Below are 24,605 nucleotides of genomic sequence, written 5' to 3'. Positions count from 1 at the left end.
TCCGTTCAGGACGAGGCGATCAGCGACGCCAGCTGGTTACCCTTGCCGACCAGGTGCTGGCGCGCGTCGCGCGTGGTGTCGGTATGCGGGTCATAGTAACCGACGACGTGCAGCCGGGCGTCCCTGGCGCTCTGCCTGCCGTCCGCGGCGGTGTCGATGTAGCCGATCGTATGGTGGCGTGCATCGGTCAGTCTCTGTCTTTTCATGCGGGCTCCGGGGTGATGGTCGAGGCCGCCAGTGTCGGGGCGCAGGCGACAGGCGGCGTCGCAGCGGGCATGCGACAGCCCTTGTCGCGGCGTCCGCTAGACTGGCGCATCGTCGAATCGACTGGAAGGGCGGGTGCTGTCGCAGGTCTTGCGGGCGGGCCTGCCGCCGGCCGGTTCCCCATCCTTGAATCTTGAATGAAGGAGGCGCAGATGGCGCACATCGTATTGCTCGGGGATTCGATCTTCGATAACGCCGCGTATGTTCCGGCCGGGACGGAAGTCCGGGCCTGCCTGGAGTCGCTGCCGGGCCGGCCGCACCGCGTGTCGCTGCTGGCGCGCGACGGCAGCGTGATCGAGGACATGGCGGCGCAGGTGGCGCGCCTGCGCGAGCTGCCCGTTCCGGCCGACTGGCTGGTGGTCAGCTGTGGCGGCAACGACGTGCTGGGCCTGGTCGGCGCGATGCATTCGCAGGTCGGCACGGTGCTCGAGGCGGCCGAACTGCTGGCGGCGTGGCAGGCCGACTTCCGGCGCGCCTACCTCCACATGCTGGACCTGCTGTTCGCGCAGACCAGTCCGGTGGCGGTGGCGACGATCTACGATGCCGTGCCCGGCCTTTCGCCCGGCCTGCGCACCGCGCTGGCGCCATTCAACGACGTGATCGTGCGCGAGGCGGTGCTGCGGCGTTTGCCGGTGCTCGACCTGCGCGTGGTGTGCGCCGACCCGGGCGATTACGCCTCTTCGTCGCCAATCGAGCCGTCCGCCCAGGGCGGCCAGAAGATCGCCGCCGCGATCGGCGAGCTGGTGCATGCACAATCGCCCGCGGCGCCGCGCACGCTTGTCTATGGCAGCGCACGGCTGTCGGCGCCACCTGCGGCGATTTCTTGATGGCAATTATTTGCTAACATGACATTCTAAACAAACACCTATGGCCGCCGGCCCGCGGCCCGGACACACATGCCTGTACTGATCCAGCACATCGACGCGATCGCGCGCAAGAAGGGGCGCGACGCCCTCTACCTCGAGTTCCATCCGCAGCCCTTCAGGGAGTGGCGCGAATACCGCTTCGAAGACGACCGGGTGCGCGCCGAGCTGCTGTCCTGGCTCGACGCGCACGGCGTGCCCTGGACCCGCTGTGGTCCGTTCGCCGATCCGTCGCGGATGGTCCCCTATCTCGGCCAGGTCTACCTGGACGTTCCCTACGACGAGGCCTTGCCAGGGTACTGCGCGTTGCGCGACTACCTGGAGCATCCGGACGGGACGATGCGGCATGCCGGCGTACGCTTCTACGTCATGCCGCTCGATTACGCGATGGAGAATGCCGCGCATGACGAACCCGGTTTCTGGGAACGCTGGGCGGAAGACTTCTGATGGCCATCGACCGGCAGCCGCCCTGCGCCCCCGCGCCATTGCGCAAGGAGCTGGCCGGCGCGGGTGGGCCTCATCTGAATCTTGAATCGAAGGAAACCGGAATGCAGGTGTTGACCGACATCGTTGCGGACTATGTCCGCCGGAAGTGTGCGAACGGGACCGGCCTACCTGGGATTGTGCAAGGCGGTCGGCGAGCGCATCGGGCCTGCTGGCACGCCGATGCCGGTGTATGCGGTCGAGATGGCGCTGTTTGCGCATACGGAAGAGCTGCTGAGGGACGCCTTCCCCGAGGCCGCATGAGTCCCGGCAGCCGTGACTACCCGCGCGGCCTGGGCGGGCAGGGCGCAATACTCGGCCCGGTCCGTCCGTCTGATATCAGTAAGATGCCGGGAAACTACGTGCTACGGGACTTCGAAAGAAACTCGACGATCAGTTTGGCGATCTCTTCAGGCTTATCTTCCAGCGAGAAATGACCTGCCTCACCGACAAGCGTCAAATCGGAACCAAGAATGGCATCCTTGAGTCGATGCGCCCAATCGCTGACCTGCCAGGCATCGTTTTCACCCCAGATCAGCTTTACCGGGATGCGACCAAGTTCGTGCATCCGATCGGCGATCGCCATCGTGTGCTTAGGGTCGTAGTGTCGAATCTGGTGCTGGATGAGACTGCCTTGCCCGATGTCGCCCGAGATAAAGGAAAGATAGGTCTCGAGCGCGTCTGTATGGAATGATTCCTTATCGACTACTGCTGACTCCAGCCATTCCCGAAAATGCTCACGATGGATGTCGTTCGGTACCTTGACCAAGGCTTCCAGGCCTGCTTCGATTTGTGCTTTCGTTCGCTTCGATGGGTAGCTGTCGTAACTCACTACGTCGATCATTGTCAGCGTGCGTAATCGGTGGGGCGCAAAAATCCCCAAGCGCTGTGCAATACCGCCACCGATATCGTGGGCAACAAGGTGTGTGTCGGCGAGCCCCCAATAATCCAGGAGCTTTTCCAGGATCGGCACTTGGGCCGAAATTGATGTGTCGACTGCCGGATCCCATGGACGCTCGGAATGTCCATATCCAAGGAGATCGAATACATGCACCTTGTATCCTTCCTCGACCAGGTGAGGAACGATATTCCGCCAAATCAAGGACGATGATGGTGTTCCATGCAGCAAGACAACCGGGTCCCCCTCTCCGTACACTCCATAAGCAATACGGTTGTTTTCGATTAACACATGACGATTTGCAATAGATTCCATAGCGTTCCTTCATCTGAGTACTCATCCTAGCGTCCGCCTGGACATGACGCCAATGAATAGTTAAGATCGTTCAATCGGATTCTGTCATTTCGAGGGTATGAGTAAGCTCGACATTGGAAGCCTGGAGGCCTTGTGCGCGATCGCGGATCATGGAGGCGTTACCCGGGCGGCAGCGCGGCTCGCGCTCTCGCAATCGGCGGTTTCCCACAAGATCAAGCGGCTCGAGGCAAGCTTGGGGTGTGCGCTGCTGGATCGCACGTCCAGCACCTCCGTGTTCACGCGCGAGGGGGAAAAGCTCCTCATCTATGGCCGGAGAATCCTGGCCCTGCATGACGAAGCGCTGCTCAGCCTGACGAAACAAGCATTGCACGGAAAGATTCGTCTCGGCATGACCGAGGATGTGACAAACGCAGGGCTGGCTCGCATACTGGGCCGATTCATGCGCTTGTACCCGGAGGTGCGCGTCCATACCATTACTGGCCAGAGTCTGCGTATCGAAGATCAGCTTGAAGAAGGAATGCTGGATATCGGCGTTTTTCAACTCTTTGAAAACAGGGTGCAAACCTCGGACACGATGCTGTTCAAGGAGCCGCTATTCTGGATAAAGAGTCCCGATCTGCAGTTGGACTATAAGAAGCCTGTACCATTTTTGGCATTCGATGACGAATGCTTTTATCGCGAATGGGCGATGGACGCAAAACACCATCGAGAAGTCAATCTGGAAACCATTCTGACCTGTAGCAGCACATCGGGGATCTTGTCGGGCGTGTCATCTGGCTTGGGTGTTGCCTTGATCAGCAAACGACACGTGCGTCCTGAATTCGAGGTGATTAACGAGCCATTTCCTTCTCCACCGACAGTAGCGACTGTCGTTCGAAGTGGTGGTCAGTGTCGCTCCAGTAGTGTCGCCGCTCTTCGTGCCAGCATCGTGGACGAACTTGGGATCGACGAGAGATCCGGGCAGTCTCGCGGGAGGCAGTGAACCCTGCGCACCTGACGCCGGAGCGCGGCGAGATTCTCGTCGTCCTGAAGGAAGCACTGATTGCGCGTAACGGCGGCGGCGTTTATTCGCCCGGTGCCGCCATCGAAGCCAGCTTCGATTTCTAGGTACGCATCCAAAAATACATGTGCTGTCCGCCCGCATGCGGCGCCCCGACGCAAGACCCGGCGGCCGCGCCCGACAACGAATCGCATCCTTTGGCACAATGGCCCGTCTGCCATTTACATTGGATTGCTCACGTGAGTCAGGACTACCACTTCTACGAACCCGCGCACGGCCATGGGCTGCCGCACGACCCCTTCAATGCCATCGTCGGGCCGCGGCCGATCGGCTGGATATCGAGCCGCAGCGCCGACGGCGTCCTGAACCTGGCCCCCTACAGCTTCTTCAACGCCTTCAACTACGTCCCGCCCATCATCGGCTTCTCCAGCCAGGGGCGCAAGGACACGCTCAACAATATCGAGGCGACCGGCGAGTTCGTATGGAACCTCGCCACCCGTCCGCTGGCCGAGGCCATGAACCTCAGCTGCGCGCCGGCGCCGCCGGAGGTCGACGAATTCGCGCTGGCTGGCTTGACGCCGGCACCCGCGCGCGTCGTGCAGACGCCGCGCGTGGCGGAGTCGCCAGTGGCCTTCGAATGCCGCGTCACCCAGGTGATTGCGCTGCAAACGACCACGGGCGCCGATACCGGCAACCGGCTGGTGCTGGGCGAAGTGGTGGGCGTGCATATCGCCCGCCAGCTGCTGAAGGACGGCATCTACGATACCGCCGGCGCCGGGCACATCCTGCGCGGCGGCGGGCCTGCCGACTATTTCGAGATCACTCCCGCACAGTTGTTCCGCATGCACCGCCCGGGGTATCCGTTCGCGCGCTGAGGCAAGACCTTTCGCCAGCGTGACGAACCGTTCACGCCTGTCCCCTGATCGTATTGTCAGGATCGCTTACGAGCGGTAGCTGTCGTCCACCCGCTCGAGCTTGCGGAGCAGCGCGGGCCAGGCGAAGGCGCCGCCCAGCCCCGCGGTCTGGACCCGCATCGATTCGGCGGTGCCGGCCAGGATGTCCGGTGCGATCATGCGCAGTTCGCCGCCTCCCGCCTGGGCGGCCAGCTGGATCTGGCAGGCGCTCTCGAAAATGTACATCGACAGGAAGGCGTCGGCGATGCTGGCGCCGACCGTCAGCAGGCCATGGTTGCGCAGCATGAGGAAATTGGCGGTCCCCAGGTCGTCCTGCAGCCGCGGCTTCTCGGCGTCGTGCAGCGCCACGCCCTCGTAATCGTGATACGCCAGCGAGGCGAGCACGAAGGTCGATTGCTGGGAGATCGGCAGCACCCCGTCGCGCTGGGCGCTGACTGCCACGCCGGCGCGGGTGTGGGTGTGGATCACGCACTGCGCATCGTCGCGCGCGGCGTGGATGGCGCTGTGGATGACGAACCCGGCGCGGTTGACCGGCAAGGTCGACTCGGACAGCTTGTTGCCGTCCTGATCGACCTTGATCAGCGACGAGGCCGTGATCTCGTCGAACATCATGCCGTAGGGGTTGATCAGGAAGTGGTGTTCGGGTCCGGGAACCCGGGCGCTGATGTGGGTGAAGATCAGGTCGGTCCAGCCGTACAGCGCAACCAGCCGGTAACAGGCGGCCAGGTCGCAGCGCAGTTGCCACTCGTCGGCGCTGACCCGGTCTTGCATGGAGGGGATGTGCATGTCGGTCTCCTTGGTTGATGTGATGCGTTCACGCCGCCTCACCCTGCGCCTTCCTGCGCAGCGCCGACGGCGCCGCCCCGTAGGCCGCCGCGATGGTCCGGGAGAAGTGCGCCGGGCTGGAAAACCCCCAGCGCAACGCGATCTCGCCGATGGCCGCGGGCTGTGCGCCGGGGTGTACCAGGTCGCGATACGCCATCGCCGCCCGCTGCGCCCAGATATGCTCGGCCAGCGAGCTGCCTTCCCGTGCGAACAGGCGGTTCAGGTGGCGTACCGAGACCCCGGTGGCCCTGGCCACGTCGTGCGGGCTCAGATCGGGGTCGCGCAGGCGCCGGGCGACGTGCATCCTGGCGGCGAGGACGTGCAGCAGCGACTGGGGCAGGGCATCGGGACCGCGCAGGCGCGACTGCGCCATGGTCCGCAGCACGGTGTGGGTGCAGGCCGGCAGGGTGATGCTGCTTTCCGGCGTGGGCGCCCGCAGATAGCCGCGCAAGGTGCGCCGCAACTCGGCGCCGAGCGCGGCGCCGACGCCGCCATGCGGAGCGATCGTCAAGGGCAGGTCGTCCACGCGCAGGCCCCAGTATGCGTCCAGCTCGGCGGCCGGGATGTCGACCAGGAATTGCCGCATGTCGGAGAGGAAGGCCAGGGTGTAGGGGCGGCGCGTGTCGTAGACGATGGTGTCGCCGGCGGCCAGCGCGAACTGCTCGCCGCCCTGGATAAAGACTGCGGTGCCCTGCACCAGATGGCAGGCGAATACCGCGTCCTTCGGATACATGCCGGCCAGGCGCGCGCTGCGCTCGATTGCGTGCGCATTGCCTGCAATGTCGGCGAGGCGCATGGCCGCAAGCGCGACGTTGGTCTGGCGCGCGAGCAGGCCGCCCGGGGACGGCGACGTAGTGCGCAGGCCGACCAGCGCAGCGGCGTTATACCTGTCCCAGTAGGACAGCCGGTCGCCAGGCGCCACCGGCGCCGTCGAGGCATGGGTGGTGCAGGGGGAATCACAGGGTGAACGCGCGCGCATCGGGTCGTCTCCATCGGTCGCTGCCGCTTCCATGGCGGTTCGCAGCGTACTCCCGCAAACATAGCACGCCCGGCCGGATTTGCGGGGCCGACGGTGCGTCAGTCGCCCGATTCATGTCCCGCTCAGTCAATCATCGGGCCGCGACAGGCGCTATATTGGATGTTCCTTCATCCAACCTCACCAAGCAGGAGACTCCGATGGTAGACAAGGCCACCAACGAATTCTGGCGCGACCTGAATCCGATCGCCAACCCGTTCAAGCCGCACGCGCTTCCCGAGGCATTCATTGCGAATGCCGCGTCCGAGGACGAACGGCTCTACGTTCCGTTCACCGACACCGTGTCGTCGCGCCCGCTCTGGATCTCGCCGTCGGCGAACAAGTGGTGCGACATCCTGATGGCGAAGAAGGCCGGGCTGGTCAACCGCCACTACCATCCGCACGAAGTGTTCGCCTACACCATCTCGGGAAAATGGGGCTACCTGGAGCACGACTGGACCGCGACGAAGGGCGACTTCGTCTACGAAACGCCGGGCGAGGGCCATACCCTGGTCGCCTTCGAGCACGAAGAGCCGATGCGCGTGTTCTTCATCGTGAGCGGACCGCTGATCTGGCTCGACGAGCAAGGCAATTCGGCGGGCCATTTCGATGTCCACGACTACATCGCGATGTGCGAGGCGCACTACGAGAAAATGGGTTTCGGCGCCGATGTGATCAAGGGCCTGATGCGCTGACCGGCCGGGGCTGGGCCGGGCCGGTCGGCAACGCGCCGCTGGCGCTACTGCCCATCCTCGCCGGGGGGCGAGGCGGACTGGCGCGACAGGGACGCCGAGCGCATCTCGTGCTGCCCGGACGTTGGCCGCGTCGGCACATGCATCGCATTCTGGCGCAGGACCGACTGTGGCTGGGCGCCGGGGCGCGGTATCGATGCGCGCCTGGCGCCGGGCGGGAAGTCGCTGGGGCGGTTCAGGCCGGTGGCGACCACCGTCACGCGCATGGCGTCGCCCAGCGTGTCGTCGAAGACCGCGCCGAACTTGATGATGGCGTCGTCGTTGGTCTGGGCGCAGATCGCGTTCATCACGAGCTTGGTTTCGCGCAGTTTCAAGGTTTCCTCGGACGCGGCGATGTTGACCAGCACGCCGCGCGCGGCGCGCAGGTTGGCGCCATCGAGCAGGGGACACGCGATCGCCTCGGCGGCCGCCTTCACGGCACGGTCGTCGCCGGCGTGTTCGGCCGAGCCCATCATCGCCATGCCGGTCTGGCGCATCACGGTGCGCACGTCCTCGAAATCGACGTTGACCATGCCGGGCACGCTGATGATTTCCGCGATCCCGGTCACCGCCTTGCTGAGCACCTCGTCGGCGGCGGCAAACGCCTGTTTTTGCGTGACATCCTCGCCCAGGACTTCCTCGAGGCGGCTGTTCAGGACAATGATGAGCGAGTCGACGCAACGCGCCAGGGTCGCGATGCCTTCCTCGGCCACGCGCATGCGGCGCGGACCTTCGAAGTCGAAGGGTTTCGACACCACGCCCAGGGTCAGGATGCCCAGTTCGCGCGCCACTTCGGCGATCACGGGGGCGGCGCCGGTGCCGGTGCCGCCGCCCATGCCGGCGGTGATGAAGACCATGTCGGCGCCCTTGAGCGCCTCGGCGAGGAGGGCGCGTTCGCGCGTGGCGCTTTCGCGCCCGACCATGGGGTCGCTGCCGGCGCCCAGGCCGCTTTCGCCGAGCTGGATGCGCTTTTCGGTCTGGGTCTTCGACAGGGCCTGCGCGTCGGTATTCGCGCAAATGAATTCGAAAGTGGACAGTCCGCTCGATGCCATGTGGTTGACGGCGTTGCCGCCGGCACCGCCGACACCGATGATTTTGATGACCGTCTCCGGATGGGAAACTTTAGTTTCGGACAAGGAAAACTCCGTTTGAAGAAATGGCGATCGGCGGCAGTGGGCCTGCCGAGCCCATTAGCCTACTTGCTGGAGGGGCGCGCACGATAGCGCGTAAACGTTTCAGTCGAAACCATTTGTAAGAGGCCGTGCAATCCTGGCGAATTGCTGGCAACGGACCGCACCCCACCATTTGACCAGGCCGATCCGGGCTAGAGCGCCAAGACAGCAGCAGCCTGTGGCCCGGCTTCCCGGCGAGGGGCGGAGCGTTCCGTGCCGGGAGGGGGCGCAGCTTGTTGCATTGCAGGCAGCGCACAATTGAATCGCCGGCAAGAGGAAGTTATCTTAATTGCATGTTAAAGTAACACCAGCGAGGCTGCGGCGAGTGCTGGTGGAGGAGGTGCGTAAATATTGCTAGCACGTTCCCAAGTGAAATGCTAGTTGACATCGATATATCTTTTTGCTATAGTTCTGCCTCTCTTTAAAACAAAAATACCTAGTAGTAAGCGGTATTCCCTGTTTTCCATGCCTGGCATGGAAAATAACCCTTGGGCCTTGCGCCCACATCAAGATCGTTCGACGCATCGTTCGTCGACCATTCCGGTGCCCTGCCTTGCATGGCGCCAGCGTGCCTGAAAGTCCTGTAACCCAGCCTCTTTCAGACACGCACATGACACCCAGCACCGGCAGCGCTGCGCCGGACCAGCGGGTCCCTCCCTGTCCGTCGCCTGCGCGCGCCCCGTGCCGCGGGATCGCCGACGGCCCGGGGTGCGTCGATTCCCGCCGGAAGCCCGCAGACCCTGCTGCAGGTGTCATCCATTCGCACAATCGAAGGAGAACCACAACGTGGCAAAACAAATCGTCATCGACCATGTCTTCAAAGTGTACGGCGACCAGCCGGACGCGGTGCTCGAGCTCGTCCGCCAGGGCGCCAGCAAGCAGGACATCCTGGCGCAGACCGGGTGCACGATCGGCGTGTTTGACGCCAGCTTCACGATCGAAGCGGGCGAGATCTTCGTCATCATGGGCCTGTCCGGTTCGGGCAAGTCGACCCTGGTGCGCATGCTCAACCGCCTGATCGAGCCCACCGCCGGCCGCATCCTGGTCGAGGGCAACGACATCAACACGCTGCCGGACGCGCAGTTGCGTGCGCTGCGCCGCAAGGACATCAGCATGGTGTTCCAGTCGTTCGCGCTGCTGCCGCACCTGACCGTGCTCGACAACACCGCCTTCGGCATGGAGCTGGCCGGCATTCCCAAGGCCGAGCGCCACGAACTGGCCCGGCAGGCGCTGGAGCAGGTCGGCCTGGCCAGCTATGGCGCCAGCTATCCGGACGAACTGTCGGGCGGCATGCAGCAGCGTGTGGGCCTGGCGCGCGCGCTGGCGTCCGACCCGTCGATCCTGCTGATGGACGAGGCATTTTCCGCGCTCGACCCGATCATGCGCACGGAGATGCAGTCCGAACTGCTGCGCCTGCAGCAGGTCAAACGCCGCACCATCGTCTTCATTTCGCACGACCTCGACGAAGCCATGCGCATCGGCGACCGCATCGCGATCATGAAGGATGGCCACGTGGTGCAGGTGGGCACGCCGGAAGAGATCCTGCGCAAGCCGGCCAACGACTACGTGCGCAACTTCGTGCATGGCGTCGATGCCGCGGCCGTGTTCAAGGCCGGCGATATCGCCCGCAAGAGCCAGATCGTGGTCTCCGAATCGCCGACCCGCGGCTCGCGCGCCGCGCTGTCGATGCTGGAGGAGCAGGACCGGGCCTATGCCTACGTCGTCAGCCCCAAGCGCGAATTCCTCGGCGTGGTGTCGGCCGATTCGCTGCGCAGCGCCCTCGACGGCCACGTCGGACCGCTGGGCCTGGCGCATGCCTACCTGCCGGACGTGCAGACCATTCATGCGGACGAGCCGGTTGCCGGCCTGTTCGGCCAGGTGGCGCAACTGCCGTACGCGGTGCCGGTGGTCGGCAGCGACGGCAGCTTCCGCGGCGCCATCAGCAAGACGACCTTGCTGAAATTCCTCGACCGCGACACGCCCCCCATTGCCGAGCAACAGACACAGAAAGGACACCCATGAATCCGAATAGCACCCATGGCGTCGAAGCGGCGGCAGAGATGGCCGCGGACATGACAAACACGCCGGCAGTGGAGCAGGCCGCCCAGCAGGCCACCCAGCAGGCCGGCGAGGTCAATCCCTGGCTGCCGGCACCCCCGAGCGACACCGCCTGGCTCGATGCCGCCAAGCCGGCCGTCGCGCCCGAGCATGCCGGCGGCTTCCACCTGTCCCAACTTGTCGACGGCTCGCTGCCGCTGCAATCCTGGATCAACGATGGCCTGGGCTGGGTAGTCGAGCATTTCCGTCCGCTGTTCCAGGCCGTGCGCGCGCCGATCGACGCGACCCTGAACGGCGCCAGCCAGGTGCTGCTGGCCGCACCGGCACTGGTCGTGATCGCCATCATTGGCCTGCTGGCCTGGCAGTTCACCACCCGCACCCTGGCCGTCGGCACCGTGCTGGCGCTGCTGGGGCTCTCCGTGCTGGGCGTCTGGCCGGAAGCGATGATCACCCTGTCGCTGGTGCTGACCTCGCTCGCCTTTTGCCTGGTGATCGGCCTGCCCCTGGGGATCCTGCTGGCCAGCAACGACCGTGCACAGAACATCCTGCGCCCGCTGCTCGATGCGATGCAGACCACGCCCGCCTTCGTCTACCTGGTGCCGGTGGTCATGCTGTTTGGTATCGGTAATGCGCCCGGCGTGATCGTGACCATCGTGTTCGCGCTGCCGCCGCTGGTGCGCCTGACCAATCTCGGCATCCGCCAGGTGCGGCCCGACCTGATCGAAGCGGCGCGCGCGTACGGTGCTTCGCCCTGGCAGTTGCTGACCCGGGTGCAGTTCCCGCTGGCGATGCCCTCGATCATGGCCGGCATCAACCAGTCGCTGATGCTGTCGCTGTCGATGGTGGTGATCGCCTCGATGATCGCGGTCGGCGGCCTGGGCCAGATGGTGTTGCGCGGTATCGGCCGCCTGGACATGGGCCTGGCAACCGTCGGCGGCCTCGGCATCGTGGTGCTGGCCATCATGCTGGACCGCCTGACGCAGGCGATGGGCCAGCCGCGCCGTGGCGTGCGTCACTGGTACGAGACCGGCCCGGCCGGCTTCGTCCTGCGCCTGCTGCGCGGCCGCCCGCAGCGCGCCGATGCCGCGGCGCCGGGCGCCCCGGCCACGGCGCGATAAGCGAAGTTAAAGAATACGAAAGGATCCAGATGCATCAGACTGAACATTTCAAGGTAACCTACAACACGCAGCGCAAGTTCCGCTGGTTCTCGGCCCTGGGGCTGGCCGCGCTCGCCCTGAGCACCGGGCTGGCCATGGCGCAAACGCCGGCTGGCGCGCCGGCTACCGCGCCGGCTACCGCGCCGAATAACGAACTGCCCGGCAAGGGCATCAAGGTGCAGGCGCTGCAAAGCTCGGTCGCGGAAGAAACCTTCCAGACCATGCTGGTCGACCGCGCCCTGCAAAAGCTGGGCTACGAGACGCAGCCGATCAAGGAAGTCGACTATCCGGCCGCCCACATCGCGATCGCGAACGGCGACGCCACCTTCCTCGCCGTGCACTGGGACCCGCTGCACCAGGACTATTACGACAATGCCGGCGGCGACGCCAAGCTGCTGCGCACTGGCCAGTATGCCGGTCCGGCGGCGCAAGGCTACCTGATCGACAAGGCGACGGCCGAGAAGTACAAGATCACCAACATCGACCAGCTGCGCGACCCGAACCTGGCCAAGCTGTTCGACCACGACGGCGACGGCAAGGCCGACCTGACCGGCTGCACTCCCGGCTGGGGCTGCGAAGCGATGGTCGAGCACCACATGGACGCCTACAAGCTGCGCGACACGGTGCAGCACGTGCAGGGCAGCTATGCCGCGCTGATCGCCGACACCATCGGCCGCTACCAGCGCGGCGAACCGATCCTGTACTACACCTGGACGCCGTACTGGGTGAGCGGGGTGCTGGTGCCGGGCAAGGACGTGGTCTGGCTGCAGGTGCCGTTCTCGGCCAATCCGCGCAACGCCAACACCAAGCTGAACGACGGCAGCGACTACGGCTTCTCCGTGAATACCACGCGCATCGTCGTGAACCGCGCCTGGGCCGAGAAGAACCCGGCGGCGGCCAAGCTGTTCGAAGTCATGCGCCTGCCGATTGCCGACATCAATGCCCAGAACGAGCGCATGCGCACCGGGGAAAACGGGCAGGAGGATATCGCGCGCCATACGGAAGGCTGGATCAAGTATCACCAGCAGGTGTTCGATGGCTGGATCGCGCAGGCGCGGGCGGCGGCGAAGCCTTGATGTCGCCGGCAGTGGCGCGTGCCCGCGCCGCCTTGTAGGCGCTGTCACCGTTCACTATGGATGAGCAGTGAACTGTCGAGCTCATTCACGGTCCAACCCGCATCGCCATCGATACGGGTCCGTCATGAAAGCGCCTCGCTTCACGAAGTGGTTTGCGGCCTTGCCCGCACTGAACGGGCCCCAGCGGCTGCGCGTCCTCGACGCCTTGCAACCGGCTGCCGGGCTGCACCAGGTGCTCGCGCTGATCGCACAAGTCAGGTCGGCCAGACGCTGCTGCCCCCATTGCCGGTGTGAACGCTGGCACCGGCATGGCCATGCCAACGACCTGCAGCGCTACCGTTGCCGCGCGTGCCGGCGCACCTTCAACGACTTGACCGGTACCCCGTTGGCGGGCCTGCGGCTGCGTGGAAAATGGCTGGCTTATCTCGATGCGCTGCGGGCATCGCGCCCGGTGCGGGCGGCGGCCGACGGCGTCGAGGTACACCGTAACACCGCTTTCCGCTGGCGTCATCGCTTCCTGGATCGGGTGAAGGCGGACCGGCCAGCCCGACTAAACGGTATCGCCGAGGCCGACGAAATGTTCATCCTGGAATCCCAGAAAGGTTCGCGCACGCTCGATCGGCCGGCGCGCAAGCGGGGTGGCGCGGCCAGCAGGCGCGGCATTTCACGCGAACTCGACTGCATTCTCGTGGCGCGTGACCGCAACAAGCAGACTATCGATGCCGTCACCGGCCGCGGCCCGGTCAGCAAGATCCAGCTCGAGCGCCACCTGCTGCCCTTCCTGGACAGGGACGTCTTGCTTGTGACGGACGCGAACGCGGCCTATCGTGTTTTCGCCCGTGCCCACGGTATTGCGCACCAGGCCGTCAATGTCAGCGCCGGCCAGCGGATCCGGCCGGGCCCGAACGGCGCCATCCACGTACAGAACGTGAACGCCTATCACCAGCGCTTGCGCGCATGGCTGGCGCCTTTCCATGGGGTCGCATCGCGCTACCTGCCGAACTACCTGGGATGGCGCCGGATGCTCGATGGCGGGAAGATCACTTCTGCCGATCAGTTGTTTCGCCTTGCGATCGGGCTCATCCACAGCGAACGGTGACAGCGCCGCCTTGTAAGACCTGCCGCTATCCCCTATGATGGATGCAATTTCTATAATGCAACTATCAGTGGGGAACGGAATGGCAAGGTTTTCGGGCGCGCACAACAGCAAGCAGGTCTACCAGGCGGCGGAGACGTTCCGGGACCGCTGCCTCGCCGCGGACGGTTCACTGCTGTCGCAAGGCGCAGCGGTATGGACCCTGGCGAACCTGCAGGACTTGAAGCGACGCTTCAACGACAATCCGGAAGAGGGCAAACGTTCGTTCATCGAAAAATTTCGCGACCAGCTCCAGGACGCCTCGCCCGACGTCAAGCGCCTCGGTGCGGAAGCATTGTGCGTCTATCTCCTGTTTCCGTCGAAGATAGGCCCGGCGCGCAAGCGTGCGGCGGTCAACGAGGTGCTCGAGTGGGTAGGCGAGCAGATCGCGGACGATAGCGAGATCGTGCGTGCTTTCCAGGGCGGCCTGGGCGGCGCGGGGCTGGGCTACAACACGCGCCGGCCCTACGAACTCGGCTACCTGATCGAACTGGCGCTCAAGCTCAAGATGCTGGGCGCCGAGCGCCGCGCCGACCTGCTGGCCGATCCCTGGACGTTCCGCGAATTTGCCGTCGACGTCGAGGACGGCAAGTCGAAGCAGTTGCGCCATATCCTGCTGCATCTCCTGTTCCCCGAAGAATTCGAACGGATCGGCAGCGCCCGCCAGAAGGCCCAGGTGCTGGCGGTCTTCAAGCCGCTTGCCCGCTCCCCGGCCGACAACGAGGACCAGCAACTGCTGTCGATCCGGCAGCAGCTGGGAACGCTCCTGGGCCGGCCGCCGGAAACGCTCGACTTCTACGAAAAGCCCTTGGTATCGGCCTGGTACGACGGCTCCGACGAGGACGAGGACGACGCCGGTCCGTCGGTCGAGCTGGTCCAGCACAAGCGCCAGGTGGTGCTCTACGGCCCGCCGGGCACCGGCAAGACCTTCCAGGCCAAGCAGCTGGCGCGCAAGCTGATCCACGCGTGCGCGCTCGCGCAACTGGGACCGACCGGGTATTTCGAGTCCCAGGCCGCGATCGAACAGCGCTGCGTGGACAACGTGCACCGGCTGCAGCTCCATCCGGCATACAGCTACGAGGACTTCGTGCGCGGCCTGCACATCGTTCCCGGTGGCGCCACCGAGTACAAGCCCGGCCGCCTGTTGACGCTGATCGCCGAGATCGAGGAGCAGCGCAAGGGCGCGGGCCCGCACCTGCCGCATGTGCTGATCCTCGACGAGATGAACCGGACCGATCTGAGCCGGATGCTGGGCGAGTGTTTTTCGCTGCTCGAGAACCGTAACGAAACGGTCGACCTGCCCGGGCATGGCGTCGACGGCAAGCCGATGACGCTCAGGATTCCCGACGACCTCTACATCGTGGGCACGATGAACCTGATCGACCAGTCGGTCGAGCAGCTCGACTTTGCCTTGCGCAGGCGCTTCTTCTGGTTCCTGTGCCCGTTCAGCACCGCCGCGCTGCTGGTGGCGGCCGAGGCGCGCTGGAACGAGGTGCAACAGCGCAGCGTGCAGGCAGGCGGGAGGGGCGTTTCCTGGAACGACGTGAGCCAGGATTTCGCCGACCTCGCCGCCGCCGCCGCCGACCTGAACGCGCGCATCCGCGACAGCGCCGTCCTCGGTGCGCAGTACGAGATCGGGCATACCTACTTCCTCGATATCGTCGAATTCCTGCACGCGTCGCTGCCGTCGAAGGGTGCGCCGAAACTCTGGAACAGCAAGAACGAGCCCACGGATCCGATCCACCGGCTGTGGCGCCTGTCGATTTCGCCCCTGCTCGAACAGTACCTGGGTGGGCTCGACAGCCAGGCGCGCGAGCTCGAGCTTGCGGCGTTGCGCGCTGCGTTCCTGCGGCCGCGCGCCCCGGTCAAGTAAGCGGCGGGGGGCGGCATGGCCAGGAAAAAGGGGGCGGCCGAGGCCGTCAAGGCCCAGGCAATCAGGCTCTGCGTGACGGATTCGTCGTCGTTCGAAGCGCCGTCGGATGAAGCCGACAAATGGCTGCGCCGGCTGGCGCGCGGCGTCAGGGCCGGCGATTTCGTGGTCGCGCTGTCGGATGACGGCCAGGTCGAGGACGAGGAAATCGTGTATTGCGAGCGCGACGGCACCTGGCGTGCCGGCCGCTACATCGGCACCGTGGTGTTCGAAGGGCATACCCTGGTCATCGAGCCGCGTTTCGGGCGGCCCAGGATTCTCGAGTGGCTGTCCGAGATCCAGTCCATCGTCCTGGCGAAAATGCCGGGCGTGCTGGAGCGGCACGAGAACTTCATCGCGGCGCTGCTCGCCGTGATCTGGGGCCGGGCCTTCGTCGAAGCGGCGCGCCATGGCCTGCCGGCGCTGCGCCATGAAACCAGGACCGCCGGCACGATGCTGCGCGGAGCGCTCAGCGTGCGCGAGTCGATCCGCCTGCGCGCCGCCGGCAGCCCGAAGGTGGTGTCGGTGCGTCGCGAGCGGACGCTCGACCATGCGGTGAGCAACGTGATCGTCGCGGCCTACGCCACGCTGCGGCGCGAGCTGAAGGGCGCGCCGCTGCAGTGGCTGCCCGAGCGCGCCGCCGAGCTGCTGCCGCATCTCGTGGCCGCCGCCGGCGCCCACCCGCCGGTGCCCAGCAAGGCCGAGCTGGCCAGGATCCGGTACACGCCGATCACCGCCGGATTCGCCCGCTTTGCCGAGTTGTCGCGCCAGATCGCGACGCGGCGCGGCATGACGACGTCGGCCACGGACAGCGGCGAAACGCACGGCGTGCTGCTCGATGTCGCGGAATTGTGGGAGCTGCACGTTCTCCACGTGCTGCGCACGGCCTGCCGGCCGCTGGTGGTGCGCCATGGAACGCGGGACGAAAGCGGCCATGCCAGGCTGCTGACGAGCGAGATCGATGGGACCCGGATGGGCACGCTCATGCCCGACGCCTTGCTGTGCGAGGGCGAGGAAGTGCGGGCGATCGTCGATGCGAAATACAAGCGCATCCATGGCAAGCCGCAGCGCGACGACCTGTACCAGCTGGCGGCCTACCTGGCACGCTTTGCCGGCCGGGATGGGAATGCGGTCGGGGCGCTGGTCTACCCCGAGGACCCGGAACGCCCGGAGCGCGCCGATGTCGAGCGACGCAGTCCATGGCGCGTCGACGCCGGCAAGCGCTTCTGGTTCGTCGCGCTGCCCCTGGAACGCGGCGCGGCCCAGGCACGCTGCGCGCAGCTGGTGGCGCAGATGGTCGGCGCCTGAGGCCCGGACAGCGCGCCTATTCGCTCACCGCGGCAAAGGCATCGTCGATCGACAGGCCTTTCATGATCAGCTTGATCATGGCCTCTTTCTGGTAATTGTCGACCTGGTAGGTGCCCGGATTCGCCTTGTCCGCCCGGTACAGCATGTCGCGTGCTGCGGGATCGGACACCTTCCTGGCCGGCTTCTTTTCGGCGCGCTGGGCGGCCTCTTTTGCCTCGAGGTCGAATGCATTGACGATCCCGGCGCTGACCTGGCCCCAATCGTAGGCCAGCACCGCCGCCTTGTCCATCTCCCAATCCCTGCTCTCGGTGTAACCGATGCCCGGCTCGCCGCCGGCATTGACGCCGAGGCAGGCGAGGTTGGGCAAGCCCAGCTTTTCACAGATCAGCTGCACGACCAGCAGGCGGGTACCGATATTCGTCGGAATCGCCGCCTCGATATACGCCGCGTCCGGATAGGTCGCCCGGGTGCGCGCGACGATGTGCTTGTACTGGAGCGTGATGTCGCGTTCGTCGGCCGGTTTTTCCAGCTCCGCTTTCAGGTGGGAGAGAAGCACGGCGAAGTAAAGTCGGGCAAGCGCGACGCTGATGACGGTAATGTTGGTTGCTGGCATGGCTGGTGTGCGGATGGAGATTGTTGTTATAAAGAAATAATACCTGAAAGTACCGGGCTTTTGTGACCAAAGCCGCTTCAGGCCTCCCTCGCGCCGAGCACGGCGTCGATCGCCGCCAGCGTCGCCAGCGCGCCGCCCGCGAGCGCCACGCCCGGCAGCTTGCCGATCTGCGCTTCGCGCGGGTTGATCCGGATGAGCGATCCGCCGTGGCGCAGCACCACCCGGTGGGCGAAGTGGCGCACCGTCGGGATGCTCAGGCCGGCGCCGATCTCGATCACCACCGGGCGGCGCACCTGCTCGAGCCAGCCCTGGCAGCGCAGCGCCTGGGCGTCGCGCCGCTCGGCGAGCCAGCCGTGGTCGTCGAACATGGCAATGTTCGGGCGGGCCAGGCCGCCGCAGCGCGGGCAGGCGGGCAGGGCGCCGAGCAGCTCGCAGCGGCCGCCGTCGACCGCCGGTTCGAAGCCGGCCGCGGGCCACAGCGCGGGCGAACACGGCGCCAGGCATTGCAGGTGGTGGATCGAGCCGTGGCATTCGTCGATCCGCAGCGGATCGAAGCCCGCTTTCTGGAAATGGCCGTCGACGTTGCTGGTGAAGACGAAATAGCCGCGGCTGCGTGCTTCGCCCCAGGTGCGCAGCAGGCGATAGCCGTCGTGCGGCGTGGTGCGGCGGTACAGGTCGAGCCGGTGGCCGTAGAAGCCCCAGGCCCGGCGCGGGTCGCGCAGGAACGCTGCCGGCGTGGCGATGTCGATGAAGGCGGTGCCGGCCCTTGCGAGCGCCGGGTAGGCGCGCCAGAAGCCGGCATTGCCGCGGAAATCCGGCAGGCCCGAATCGACGCCCATGCCGGCGCCGGCGGCGACGACCAGGGCGTCGGCCTGCGCGATCAGCGCGGCGGCGTGCTCGATGGCGGCGCGCTGCGGCAGCGGCGCCCCTTTCATGTGCTGCGACGGCCCGCTCATGCCGGCAGCTCCGGGTTCAGGTGCGCAAACCGGGTCCCATCCTCGTCGAAGACGATGCGCCATTCGCCGCGTTGCGCCAGTGCGTGCACCAGCGCGCAGCTGCGGCCGTAGCCGATCCTGAACTGGCGCTGCAGGCGCGAGATGGGGTAGGGGAGGACGGTGTCGCCGGATTCGCGCAGTGCCCCGATCCAGGCGCAGGCCTGCGGCAGCAGCGGGTCCGCCGCGCCATGGGCGGCGCGGAACGATTCGGTATGCATGGTATTCCTTTCACGGCAAGTCTCCGCGCGGCCTTGCGCGGATGCGACCATGGTAAGCGATGCGGCGACAGCCGGTGTCGCAGCGCCGGCTCAGGCGAGCGGTGCGTCCGCCTCCTGGCGCCCCGCGAAGAATGCCCACAGGCGCACCATGGCCAGGGTATCGAGGCGGCAGTAGTCGAGCAGCTGCCTTTCGACCTGCCGCTTGCGCGCCGGATCGGCGTCGGGCGCGATCGCTTCGAGGAAGGCCTGCATCGCGGCGCCGCCATCCCGCACGCCGTCGAGCTGGTCGTAGCGCAGGTCGGGCGCCACCGCCGGCAGCACCTGCTTGATGCTCCAGCTGCCCTGCTGGCTGGGGTGGTAGTAGCGCTCGCGCGCGATCGGCAGCAGGTCGACCACGCGTGCATTGATCGCCAGCAGCGCCGGGCCCAGGTCGGGGAAGCGCGCGGCCAGTTCGGCGATGCGGGCGGTCTCGAAGCCGGCGTTGTAGACGAACACCGGGCCTGTTGCGCCGCAGGCAGCGAGCAGCGCTTCGGCGAAGTCACGCGAAGGATCGGCGCCGGACAGGTCGAGGAATGCGCTGTGTTCCAGGGCGCCGTTCGCGTCGAGCCGGTGCACGCTGAACTGGAAGGGAATCATCTGGAAGGGCCGGGTGCCTGCCCAGATCGGCACGGCGAAGGCGATGGTCTCGAAGTCAATGAAGCAGGCCGGCAAGCGATGCGGCGCGAGGTCGGCGGCGGCGCCCGCGGCGTCGAAGTACACCGCGTTCGACAGCGTGTGGGTCTTGACCCGCAGCTGCTTGTCGTTCAGGAGCGCATCCGGCACCTCGCGCATGTCGGCCGCGCCGTCCGCGATGTGCTGTTTCAGGGCGCGGCTGGCGATCCTGGGCAGCCACTGCACCGGATACCGCACCTGCGGGCCGTCGCCGCCGCAATGGCCGGCAAAGCCGCAGGCGTAGGGGCTGTCGCAATGCGCGCCGGGGCCGATCGCGGGTTCCCCGGCCTGCGCCGCGACAGCATGGGCGCGCGCGACCCAGTCCGCCACTTCGTCGTTGCGGGCAAAGGCGTCGGCGCTCAGGTCTTCCTCGACCAGCAGGCCGCGGTAGTCGCCCCGGCCCGGATAGACCCAGCTGCTGTCGATGCGGGCCAGCGCGATGCGCTCGAGCCGCACGCCGGCGGCGCGCGCCACGAAGGCCTGGATCGCCGCATCCTCGCGCTGGTAGTCCTTGACCGAGGTCGACGACTTCACCTCGACCATGCGCCAGCGCCGCGCCTCGGGGTCGAGCGGCAGCAGGATGTCGGCGAAGGCGAGGGCGCCGCCGGCGTCGAAGCCGGCTTCGAAGACCGGCTGGGCGCTGCCGAGCAGGGCCTGGGTGCGCGCCAGCGCGGCGTCGATGCCGTCCGACTCGGGATCGAGCAGCACGCCGCGCCGCTCGGGATCGTACAGGCTGCGCGCCAGGTCGCCGACCTGGTGGCCGGCCGCGAATGCGGCCAGGCTGGCGCCGTCGTCCTGGCGCAGTTCGGGGCGGTGCAGTTCGAGCCAGAGGCGGCGTTCGCACTGGCGGAAGGCCAGCAGCTTGGACTTGGACAGGCGTTTCGGCATGGTCGGGCAGGGGAAAAGGGATGAACGATTATGTCATTTTTGTTGTCAAAATGAAATAATATTTCATGGCCCGGTTCCTGGCTCCGTTCAGGCCAGGAAGCCGATCGCGCCTGGCGTGCACCCTTTCAGCGCGCACTCCTGTTCGAGGGCTGTCACCAGCGCGGCGGCGTGCGCGAACGGCGCGAAGCGGTGGCGCCGCGCGAGGGCGGCGAAGTCGCCGGGCGTCAGCCGCTCGAGGCGCCGCACGCGGGCCTGCTCGGCCGCTTGCGGGCTCGCCAGGCCCAGCGCCGCGCACTGCCGCGCCAGCATCAGCGCGCCCTGGTCCGGGCCGAGGTAGTCGAAGCGGATCTTGATGTCGAAGCGCCGCAGCGCGGCCGGGTCGATGTCGCCCATCAGGTTGGTCGAGGCGACGAAGACCCCGCCGAAGCTTTCCATGCGCGTCAGCATTTCGTTGACCCGCGTGACTTCCCACGATTGGCGCGCGCCGTCGCGGTCGCGCAGGAAGCTGTCGACCTCGTCGATCATCAGGAGGGCGCCCTCGCGATGCGCCTGCCGGAATGCCGCGGCGATCGCCTTTTCGCTGTCGCCCACCCATTTCGACATCAGTTCGGAGGCGCCCTTGAGCAGCAGCGGCATGTCCAGGCGCTCGGCCAGCCAGCGCCCGAACGCGCTCTTGCCGGTGCCGGGCGGGCCGTACAGGCACAGGCGCGCGCTGCCGCTGGCCGCGATGCCCTCCGCCAGCGCGGCCAGGTCGGTGTCGGCATGCAGGATCGCCGGGTCGTAGTGGGGCGGCAGCGCCGCGGCGGCTCCGGCCTCCAGTCCCGGATGGCCCTGGGCTTCCAGGGTGCGGCTCGCCAGCCATGCAAGGGCGCGTCCGCTGCCGGCGGCATCGAGTTCGCCGCGGATCGCACGCACCACCGAGGCCGCGCGGTCGACCACGGCCGGGGCCAGCGTCTCGATGCGGGCCAGGCGCGCCAGGGTCGGCGCGTCGACCAGGTCGCCGCAGGCGGCGTGCAGGATCCGTTCGCGCTGCGCGCGCGGCGGCACCGGCACCTCGACCAGCATGTCGAAGCGGCGCATGAAGGCCGGATCGATGCCGCCGATTCCGTTCGACAGCCAGAGCGTGGGCACGCGGTTCTGTTCCAGCGCGCGGTTCAGCCAGGCCTTGCGCCGCTGCGCGGTGCCGCGGCTGCCGAAGGGGGCGTCGCCGTCGCGGAAGACGTCCTCGACCTCGTCGAATACCAGCATCGCGCGGCGGCGGTCGAAGAAGCTTTGCGCGGCGCGGTAGGCGCGCAGGCGGCGTTCGCCGTTGACCGGGTCGCCGTCCTCGTCTTCGCTGGCGACCTCGAACAGCTCGCACCCGAGCTCGGCGGCGAGCGCGCGCGCCAGTTCGCTTTTTCCCGTGCCGGGCATGCCGTGCACGAAGATGTTGACGCCCTCGCGGTTGCCGGCCACGGCCTGCGCCAGGTAGGGCCGCAGGATGGCCAGCGCCTCGCCCAGGTGGGGAAAGTCCGCCAGCGCCAGCCGTGCCGGCGCGCTCGGCGCCACCGTATCGCGCAGCAGCGCCAGGGGATCGGTCTCGGAGCCGACCACCGATGCGGCGAACTGCTTCGACAGCAGGTCGAGCCTGGAGGTCAGCGTGCCGCTGCCGTTGCGGTCGAGGCTGAGCAGGCCGGAGCGCGCCAGCACGCCCTGGCTCGACAGCGCGCGGCGCACCTCGTCGAGCGGCAGGTCGAGCACCAGCGCCAGCACGTCGACCACCGCCAGCGGAGACAGGCTGTTGAGCATGTCGGCCGCCCTGTCGAGACTGGGTTCGTGGTGCAGCATGGTGGCGAAGGCCAGGATGGCGCACTCGGTGGCGTCGAGGCCGACCAGCTCGGCCAGCCGGGCAATGTTGGCCTCGAGGACCGCGGGCAGCGCCCGCTCCGTGTTGCGCTCGGCCTCGCGGTGCAGTTCGCGCAGCCGGGCGCGCACCGCCGCCGGGTCGAAGGCGCGGTCCTGCGGGTCGACCCACTCGTCCAGGCCCAGCACCTGCGCCAGGGCGTCGCACATGACGGCGCGCGAGCCGACCAGCTCGCGGTGCCCGGCGAGCGGGACCAGGATGCGCAGGATCCAGGTGCGGGTGAGGGGCGCGATGCCGCGGTGGGTGGCGTTGACGGTGCGGCGGCGGTAGGAAGTCATGGCGTGTTTCTCCGGTTGCTCTTGGAATGCCGCCATTCTCGGAGAGTATCCGACAGCCTGTGTCGCAGGGAATGCGCCACGGCGTTCGCATGGCTGCGCGGCCGGGCCGGGCGTTTTCCGTCGTCCATCGCGGGCGCGACAGTGTCGCCACGAGCGACCCGACGCCCGCTGTCGCAGGCCCCGGCTAAGCTGGCGCCTTGTACAAGCGAATATGGAGAACGAATGGAAGACGTATTCCTGGCCGGCGACGGCTTCATGCTGGTGTCCGGCGGCCAGACCGGCGCCGACCGCGCCGCGCTCGACTGGGCGATCGAACATGGCGTGCGCCATGGCGGCTGGTGCCCGAAGGGGCGCAAGACCGAGGACGGGGTGCTGCCGGAACGCTACCGGTTGCAGGAGACCCCGGCCGCGGCCTATCTGCAGCGTACCGAATGGAATGTGCGCGACAGCGACGCGACCCTGGTCTTCACGCTCGACGACAGGCTCGACGGCGGCTCGAAACGCACCGCCGCGTTCGCCGACAGCCTGGGCAAGCCCTGGCTGCACGTGCGCCCCGGCGTCCATCCGAAGTACGTGGCGCGCTTCCTGGCGCGGCACGCCGTGCAGGTCCTGAACGTGGCCGGCAAGCGGGAATCGTCGGCGCCCGGCATCGGCGAACTGGTGCGGCAGGTGCTGTCCCAGGCGATCGGGCGCAGCGGTCTCCCCAAGTAGGATATTTCCTACTTGCAATATTTTTGGTAACATTGAATTTTGAACCAGGAGCTGGCCGGCCGACCGGCGCAGCGCGGCGCAGTGGAGAATGTCTGATGGCAACCAACCAGCAATCGCTGCTGCGGCAGTGGCACATGTTGCGCATGGTGCCGCGCGCACCGGCCAGAATAACGGCGCAGGAATTGTGCGAGCGCCTGGCCGCGGCCGACTTCCAGGTGACCGAACGGACGGTCCAGCGCGACCTCAAGGAACTCTCGAACGTGTTTCCGGTCGCGGTCGACAACCGCGATAAACCCTATGGCTGGAGCTGGCTGCGCGAGGCGTCGAGCTTCGACCTGCCTGGCCTGACCGTGCCGGAAGCCCTGACGCTGACCCTGGTCGAGCAGCACCTGCAGCACCACCTGCCGCCAGTCACGGTCGACGCCTTGCGGCCGCATTTCCGCTCCGCGGCGCGCACCCTGTCGACGGTCGAGGACACGGCGCCGTCGCGCACCTGGCTGGACAAGGTGCGCAGCGTGCCGCCCCAGCAGCCGCTGCTGGCGCCCCGCATGGACGAGGACTGCCAGCGCATCGTCTACCTGGCGCTGATGCAGGACCGCCAGCTCAGGCTCCACTACCGCAAGCGCGATGCCGGCGCGCCGACCGTGTACGCCTCGGTCCATCCGCTCGCCGTGGTGCAGCGCGGCGGCCTGGTCTACCTGGTCTGCATGTTCGCCGGCTACGACGACGTGCGCACGCTGGCGCTGCACCGGGTCCAGCATGCCGAGGCGCTGTACGAGCCGGCGCGCCGCAAGGACGGGTTCGACATCGACGCCTATATCGCCTCGGGCGAGTTCGGCGTGATCGCCGGCGCCCCGGTCACGCTGCGCGCCGTGTTCACGCGGGCGGCCGGCGAGCACCTGCACGAGACCCCGCTTAGCGCCGACCAGGTTCTCAGCGCCGGCGCCGACGGCCGGCTGCACCTGGCCGCCACGGTGCCGAACACGCGCGCGCTCGTGTGGTGGCTGCTCGGATTCGGCGACGGCGTCGTGATCCAGGAGCCGGCCAGCCTGCGCGAGGAACTGGCCGGCATCGCGCGGCGGATGGCTGCGGCATATGGTGCCCCGGGCACCCCGGGCGCCCCGGCCGCGCCGGCAGCCGCCGCCTGACAGCGCGGCGCGCCTGC

General features: G+C 67.0%; 25 protein-coding genes. 15 read left to right on the top strand and 10 right to left on the bottom strand.

Annotated features, from left to right (window positions below):
• Window positions 1-5: 5 nt before the first annotated feature.
• Complete coding sequence (locus ACFOPH_RS08040) at window positions 6-206, bottom strand: hypothetical protein (RefSeq protein ID WP_312550320.1); 201 nt, start codon at window positions 204-206, stop codon at window positions 6-8.
• A 210-nt stretch (window positions 207-416) separates the two neighbouring features.
• On the opposite strand from ACFOPH_RS08040, the gene ACFOPH_RS08035 reads away from it, so the two are divergent.
• The 3 genes from ACFOPH_RS08035 to ACFOPH_RS08025 all read left to right on the top strand — a co-directional run bounded on the left by ACFOPH_RS08035 (window position 417) and on the right by ACFOPH_RS08025 (window position 1,874).
• Window positions 417-1,091, top strand: coding sequence for an SGNH/GDSL hydrolase family protein (locus ACFOPH_RS08035; RefSeq protein ID WP_379734649.1), 675 nt, complete (start codon window positions 417-419; stop codon window positions 1,089-1,091).
• Window positions 1,092-1,160: 69 nt separating this feature from the next.
• Window positions 1,161-1,574, top strand: coding sequence for a hypothetical protein (locus tag ACFOPH_RS08030; protein ID WP_312550322.1), 414 nt, complete (start codon window positions 1,161-1,163; stop codon window positions 1,572-1,574).
• A gap of 132 nt (window positions 1,575-1,706) precedes the next feature.
• Window positions 1,707-1,874, top strand: a complete 168-nt coding sequence (locus ACFOPH_RS08025) for a hypothetical protein (RefSeq protein ID WP_379734647.1) — start codon at window positions 1,707-1,709, stop codon at window positions 1,872-1,874.
• Window positions 1,875-1,968: 94 nt separating this feature from the next.
• Here the strand turns inward: ACFOPH_RS08025 and ACFOPH_RS08020 are convergent, their stop codons facing one another.
• Window positions 1,969-2,823 carry an alpha/beta fold hydrolase gene (locus ACFOPH_RS08020; RefSeq protein WP_379734645.1) on the bottom strand — a complete coding sequence of 285 codons (855 nt, stop codon included), beginning with the start codon at window positions 2,821-2,823 and terminating at the stop codon, window positions 1,969-1,971.
• A gap of 97 nt (window positions 2,824-2,920) precedes the next feature.
• On the opposite strand from ACFOPH_RS08020, the gene ACFOPH_RS08015 reads away from it, so the two are divergent.
• The 3 genes from ACFOPH_RS08015 (at window position 2,921) to ACFOPH_RS08005 (ending at window position 4,698) form a co-directional block, all read left to right on the top strand.
• Complete coding sequence (locus tag ACFOPH_RS08015; protein WP_379734643.1) at window positions 2,921-3,805, top strand: LysR family transcriptional regulator; 885 nt, start codon at window positions 2,921-2,923, stop codon at window positions 3,803-3,805.
• Window positions 3,802-3,930 (top strand): hypothetical protein, encoded by a 129-nt coding sequence (locus ACFOPH_RS08010; RefSeq protein WP_312550326.1) that lies wholly within the window; start codon window positions 3,802-3,804, stop codon window positions 3,928-3,930. Before ACFOPH_RS08015 ends, ACFOPH_RS08010 begins: the two co-directional genes overlap by 4 nt.
• Before the next feature lie 132 nt (window positions 3,931-4,062).
• The gene (locus ACFOPH_RS08005; RefSeq protein ID WP_312550327.1) at window positions 4,063-4,698 is read left to right on the top strand and encodes a flavin reductase family protein; all 636 of its coding nucleotides are present in this window, start codon (window positions 4,063-4,065) and stop codon (window positions 4,696-4,698) included.
• Window positions 4,699-4,764: 66 nt separating this feature from the next.
• Here ACFOPH_RS08005 and ACFOPH_RS08000 read toward each other — a convergent pair whose 3' ends face one another.
• Window positions 4,765-5,523: a class II aldolase/adducin family protein gene (locus ACFOPH_RS08000; RefSeq protein ID WP_379734641.1), complete on the bottom strand. Its 759-nt coding sequence runs from the start codon at window positions 5,521-5,523 to the stop codon at window positions 4,765-4,767.
• A gap of 28 nt (window positions 5,524-5,551) precedes the next feature.
• Window positions 5,552-6,541, bottom strand: a complete 990-nt coding sequence (locus ACFOPH_RS07995; RefSeq protein WP_379734639.1) for a helix-turn-helix domain-containing protein — start codon at window positions 6,539-6,541, stop codon at window positions 5,552-5,554.
• Between the two features lie 197 nt (window positions 6,542-6,738).
• On the opposite strand from ACFOPH_RS07995, the gene ACFOPH_RS07990 reads away from it, so the two are divergent.
• Window positions 6,739-7,272 carry a 2,4'-dihydroxyacetophenone dioxygenase family protein gene (locus ACFOPH_RS07990; protein ID WP_312550330.1) on the top strand — a complete coding sequence of 178 codons (534 nt, stop codon included), beginning with the start codon at window positions 6,739-6,741 and terminating at the stop codon, window positions 7,270-7,272.
• Window positions 7,273-7,316: 44 nt separating this feature from the next.
• On the opposite strand, the gene ftsZ is transcribed toward ACFOPH_RS07990, so the two are convergent.
• Window positions 7,317-8,444, bottom strand: coding sequence for a cell division protein FtsZ (gene ftsZ, locus ACFOPH_RS07985; protein WP_312550331.1), 1,128 nt, complete (start codon window positions 8,442-8,444; stop codon window positions 7,317-7,319).
• 822 nt (window positions 8,445-9,266) lie between these two features.
• Here ftsZ and proV point away from each other — a divergent pair.
• The 6 genes from proV to ACFOPH_RS07955 all read left to right on the top strand — a co-directional run bounded on the left by proV (window position 9,267) and on the right by ACFOPH_RS07955 (window position 17,123).
• Window positions 9,267-10,502: a glycine betaine/L-proline ABC transporter ATP-binding protein ProV gene (proV, locus tag ACFOPH_RS07980; protein ID WP_312550332.1), complete on the top strand. Its 1,236-nt coding sequence runs from the start codon at window positions 9,267-9,269 to the stop codon at window positions 10,500-10,502.
• Complete coding sequence (gene proW / locus ACFOPH_RS07975; protein WP_379734636.1) at window positions 10,499-11,656, top strand: glycine betaine/L-proline ABC transporter permease ProW; 1,158 nt, start codon at window positions 10,499-10,501, stop codon at window positions 11,654-11,656. Before proV ends, proW begins: the two co-directional genes overlap by 4 nt.
• A 29-nt stretch (window positions 11,657-11,685) precedes the next feature.
• Window positions 11,686-12,771, top strand: coding sequence for a glycine betaine/L-proline ABC transporter substrate-binding protein ProX (proX, locus tag ACFOPH_RS07970; RefSeq protein ID WP_379734634.1), 1,086 nt, complete (start codon window positions 11,686-11,688; stop codon window positions 12,769-12,771).
• Between the two features lie 124 nt (window positions 12,772-12,895).
• The gene (locus ACFOPH_RS07965) at window positions 12,896-13,870 is read left to right on the top strand and encodes an IS1595 family transposase (protein ID WP_379734632.1); all 975 of its coding nucleotides are present in this window, start codon (window positions 12,896-12,898) and stop codon (window positions 13,868-13,870) included.
• A 79-nt stretch (window positions 13,871-13,949) separates the two neighbouring features.
• On the top strand, window positions 13,950-15,779 hold the full coding sequence (locus tag ACFOPH_RS07960) for an McrB family protein (protein ID WP_379734630.1): 1,830 nt from the start codon (window positions 13,950-13,952) through the stop codon (window positions 15,777-15,779).
• Window positions 15,780-15,794: 15 nt separating this feature from the next.
• Entirely contained in the window at window positions 15,795-17,123 is a 1,329-nt protein-coding gene (locus ACFOPH_RS07955) for a 5-methylcytosine restriction system specificity protein McrC (protein WP_312553877.1), read from the top strand.
• A gap of 16 nt (window positions 17,124-17,139) precedes the next feature.
• On the opposite strand, the gene ACFOPH_RS07950 is transcribed toward ACFOPH_RS07955, so the two are convergent.
• The 5 genes from ACFOPH_RS07950 to ACFOPH_RS07930 all read right to left on the bottom strand — a co-directional run bounded on the left by ACFOPH_RS07950 (window position 17,140) and on the right by ACFOPH_RS07930 (window position 22,729).
• Entirely contained in the window at window positions 17,140-17,736 is a 597-nt protein-coding gene (locus tag ACFOPH_RS07950) for a hypothetical protein (protein ID WP_379734628.1), read from the bottom strand.
• 77 nt (window positions 17,737-17,813) lie between these two features.
• On the bottom strand, window positions 17,814-18,692 hold the full coding sequence (locus ACFOPH_RS07945) for an SIR2 family NAD-dependent protein deacylase (protein ID WP_379734626.1): 879 nt from the start codon (window positions 18,690-18,692) through the stop codon (window positions 17,814-17,816).
• A complete protein-coding gene (locus ACFOPH_RS07940) occupies window positions 18,689-18,949 on the bottom strand; it encodes a hypothetical protein (RefSeq protein ID WP_312554265.1) in 261 nt (86 codons plus the stop codon). Before ACFOPH_RS07940 ends, ACFOPH_RS07945 begins: the two co-directional genes overlap by 4 nt.
• 90 nt (window positions 18,950-19,039) lie before the next feature.
• Window positions 19,040-20,548, bottom strand: a complete 1,509-nt coding sequence (locus ACFOPH_RS07935) for a DUF2779 domain-containing protein (RefSeq protein WP_379734624.1) — start codon at window positions 20,546-20,548, stop codon at window positions 19,040-19,042.
• 87 nt (window positions 20,549-20,635) lie between these two features.
• A complete protein-coding gene (locus tag ACFOPH_RS07930) occupies window positions 20,636-22,729 on the bottom strand; it encodes an AAA family ATPase (RefSeq protein ID WP_379734622.1) in 2,094 nt (697 codons plus the stop codon).
• Window positions 22,730-22,951: 222 nt separating this feature from the next.
• On the opposite strand from ACFOPH_RS07930, the gene ACFOPH_RS07925 reads away from it, so the two are divergent.
• Together ACFOPH_RS07925 and ACFOPH_RS07920 are read left to right on the top strand one after the other, a co-directional pair.
• Complete coding sequence (locus ACFOPH_RS07925) at window positions 22,952-23,440, top strand: putative molybdenum carrier protein (protein ID WP_379734620.1); 489 nt, start codon at window positions 22,952-22,954, stop codon at window positions 23,438-23,440.
• Window positions 23,441-23,535: 95 nt separating this feature from the next.
• The gene (locus tag ACFOPH_RS07920) at window positions 23,536-24,588 is read left to right on the top strand and encodes a helix-turn-helix transcriptional regulator (RefSeq protein WP_379734618.1); all 1,053 of its coding nucleotides are present in this window, start codon (window positions 23,536-23,538) and stop codon (window positions 24,586-24,588) included.
• Window positions 24,589-24,605 lie beyond the last annotated feature (17 nt).

This window comes from Massilia haematophila, assembly GCF_042647645.1.
Classification (GTDB): Bacteria; Pseudomonadota; Gammaproteobacteria; order Burkholderiales; family Burkholderiaceae_D; genus Telluria; species Telluria haematophila.
Note: the sequence above shows the minus strand (reverse complement) of the source record. Positions and strands in the feature narration are given on the sequence as shown.

Coding starts and splice junctions, on each gene's coding strand:
- ACFOPH_RS08015 (WP_379734643.1), top strand. CDS start 2,921: ATGAGTAAGCTCGACATTGGAAGCCTGGAGGCCTTGTGCGCGATCGCG.
- proW (WP_379734636.1), top strand. CDS start 10,499: ATGAATCCGAATAGCACCCATGGCGTCGAAGCGGCGGCAGAGATGGCC.
- ACFOPH_RS07965 (WP_379734632.1), top strand. CDS start 12,896: ATGAAAGCGCCTCGCTTCACGAAGTGGTTTGCGGCCTTGCCCGCACTG.
- ACFOPH_RS08040 (WP_312550320.1), bottom strand. CDS start 206: ATGAAAAGACAGAGACTGACCGATGCACGCCACCATACGATCGGCTAC.
- ACFOPH_RS07920 (WP_379734618.1), top strand. CDS start 23,536: ATGGCAACCAACCAGCAATCGCTGCTGCGGCAGTGGCACATGTTGCGC.
- ACFOPH_RS08000 (WP_379734641.1), bottom strand. CDS start 5,523: ATGCACATCCCCTCCATGCAAGACCGGGTCAGCGCCGACGAGTGGCAA.
- ACFOPH_RS08035 (WP_379734649.1), top strand. CDS start 417: ATGGCGCACATCGTATTGCTCGGGGATTCGATCTTCGATAACGCCGCG.
- ACFOPH_RS07935 (WP_379734624.1), bottom strand. CDS start 20,548: ATGCCGAAACGCCTGTCCAAGTCCAAGCTGCTGGCCTTCCGCCAGTGC.
- ACFOPH_RS07945 (WP_379734626.1), bottom strand. CDS start 18,692: ATGAGCGGGCCGTCGCAGCACATGAAAGGGGCGCCGCTGCCGCAGCGC.
- ACFOPH_RS07960 (WP_379734630.1), top strand. CDS start 13,950: ATGGCAAGGTTTTCGGGCGCGCACAACAGCAAGCAGGTCTACCAGGCG.
- proX (WP_379734634.1), top strand. CDS start 11,686: ATGCATCAGACTGAACATTTCAAGGTAACCTACAACACGCAGCGCAAG.
- ACFOPH_RS08020 (WP_379734645.1), bottom strand. CDS start 2,823: ATGGAATCTATTGCAAATCGTCATGTGTTAATCGAAAACAACCGTATT.
- ACFOPH_RS07995 (WP_379734639.1), bottom strand. CDS start 6,541: ATGCGCGCGCGTTCACCCTGTGATTCCCCCTGCACCACCCATGCCTCG.
- ACFOPH_RS07955 (WP_312553877.1), top strand. CDS start 15,795: ATGGCCAGGAAAAAGGGGGCGGCCGAGGCCGTCAAGGCCCAGGCAATC.
- ACFOPH_RS08025 (WP_379734647.1), top strand. CDS start 1,707: ATGTCCGCCGGAAGTGTGCGAACGGGACCGGCCTACCTGGGATTGTGC.
- ACFOPH_RS07940 (WP_312554265.1), bottom strand. CDS start 18,949: ATGCATACCGAATCGTTCCGCGCCGCCCATGGCGCGGCGGACCCGCTG.
- ACFOPH_RS08030 (WP_312550322.1), top strand. CDS start 1,161: ATGCCTGTACTGATCCAGCACATCGACGCGATCGCGCGCAAGAAGGGG.
- ACFOPH_RS07990 (WP_312550330.1), top strand. CDS start 6,739: ATGGTAGACAAGGCCACCAACGAATTCTGGCGCGACCTGAATCCGATC.
- ACFOPH_RS07950 (WP_379734628.1), bottom strand. CDS start 17,736: ATGCCAGCAACCAACATTACCGTCATCAGCGTCGCGCTTGCCCGACTT.
- ACFOPH_RS07925 (WP_379734620.1), top strand. CDS start 22,952: ATGGAAGACGTATTCCTGGCCGGCGACGGCTTCATGCTGGTGTCCGGC.
- ACFOPH_RS07930 (WP_379734622.1), bottom strand. CDS start 22,729: ATGACTTCCTACCGCCGCCGCACCGTCAACGCCACCCACCGCGGCATC.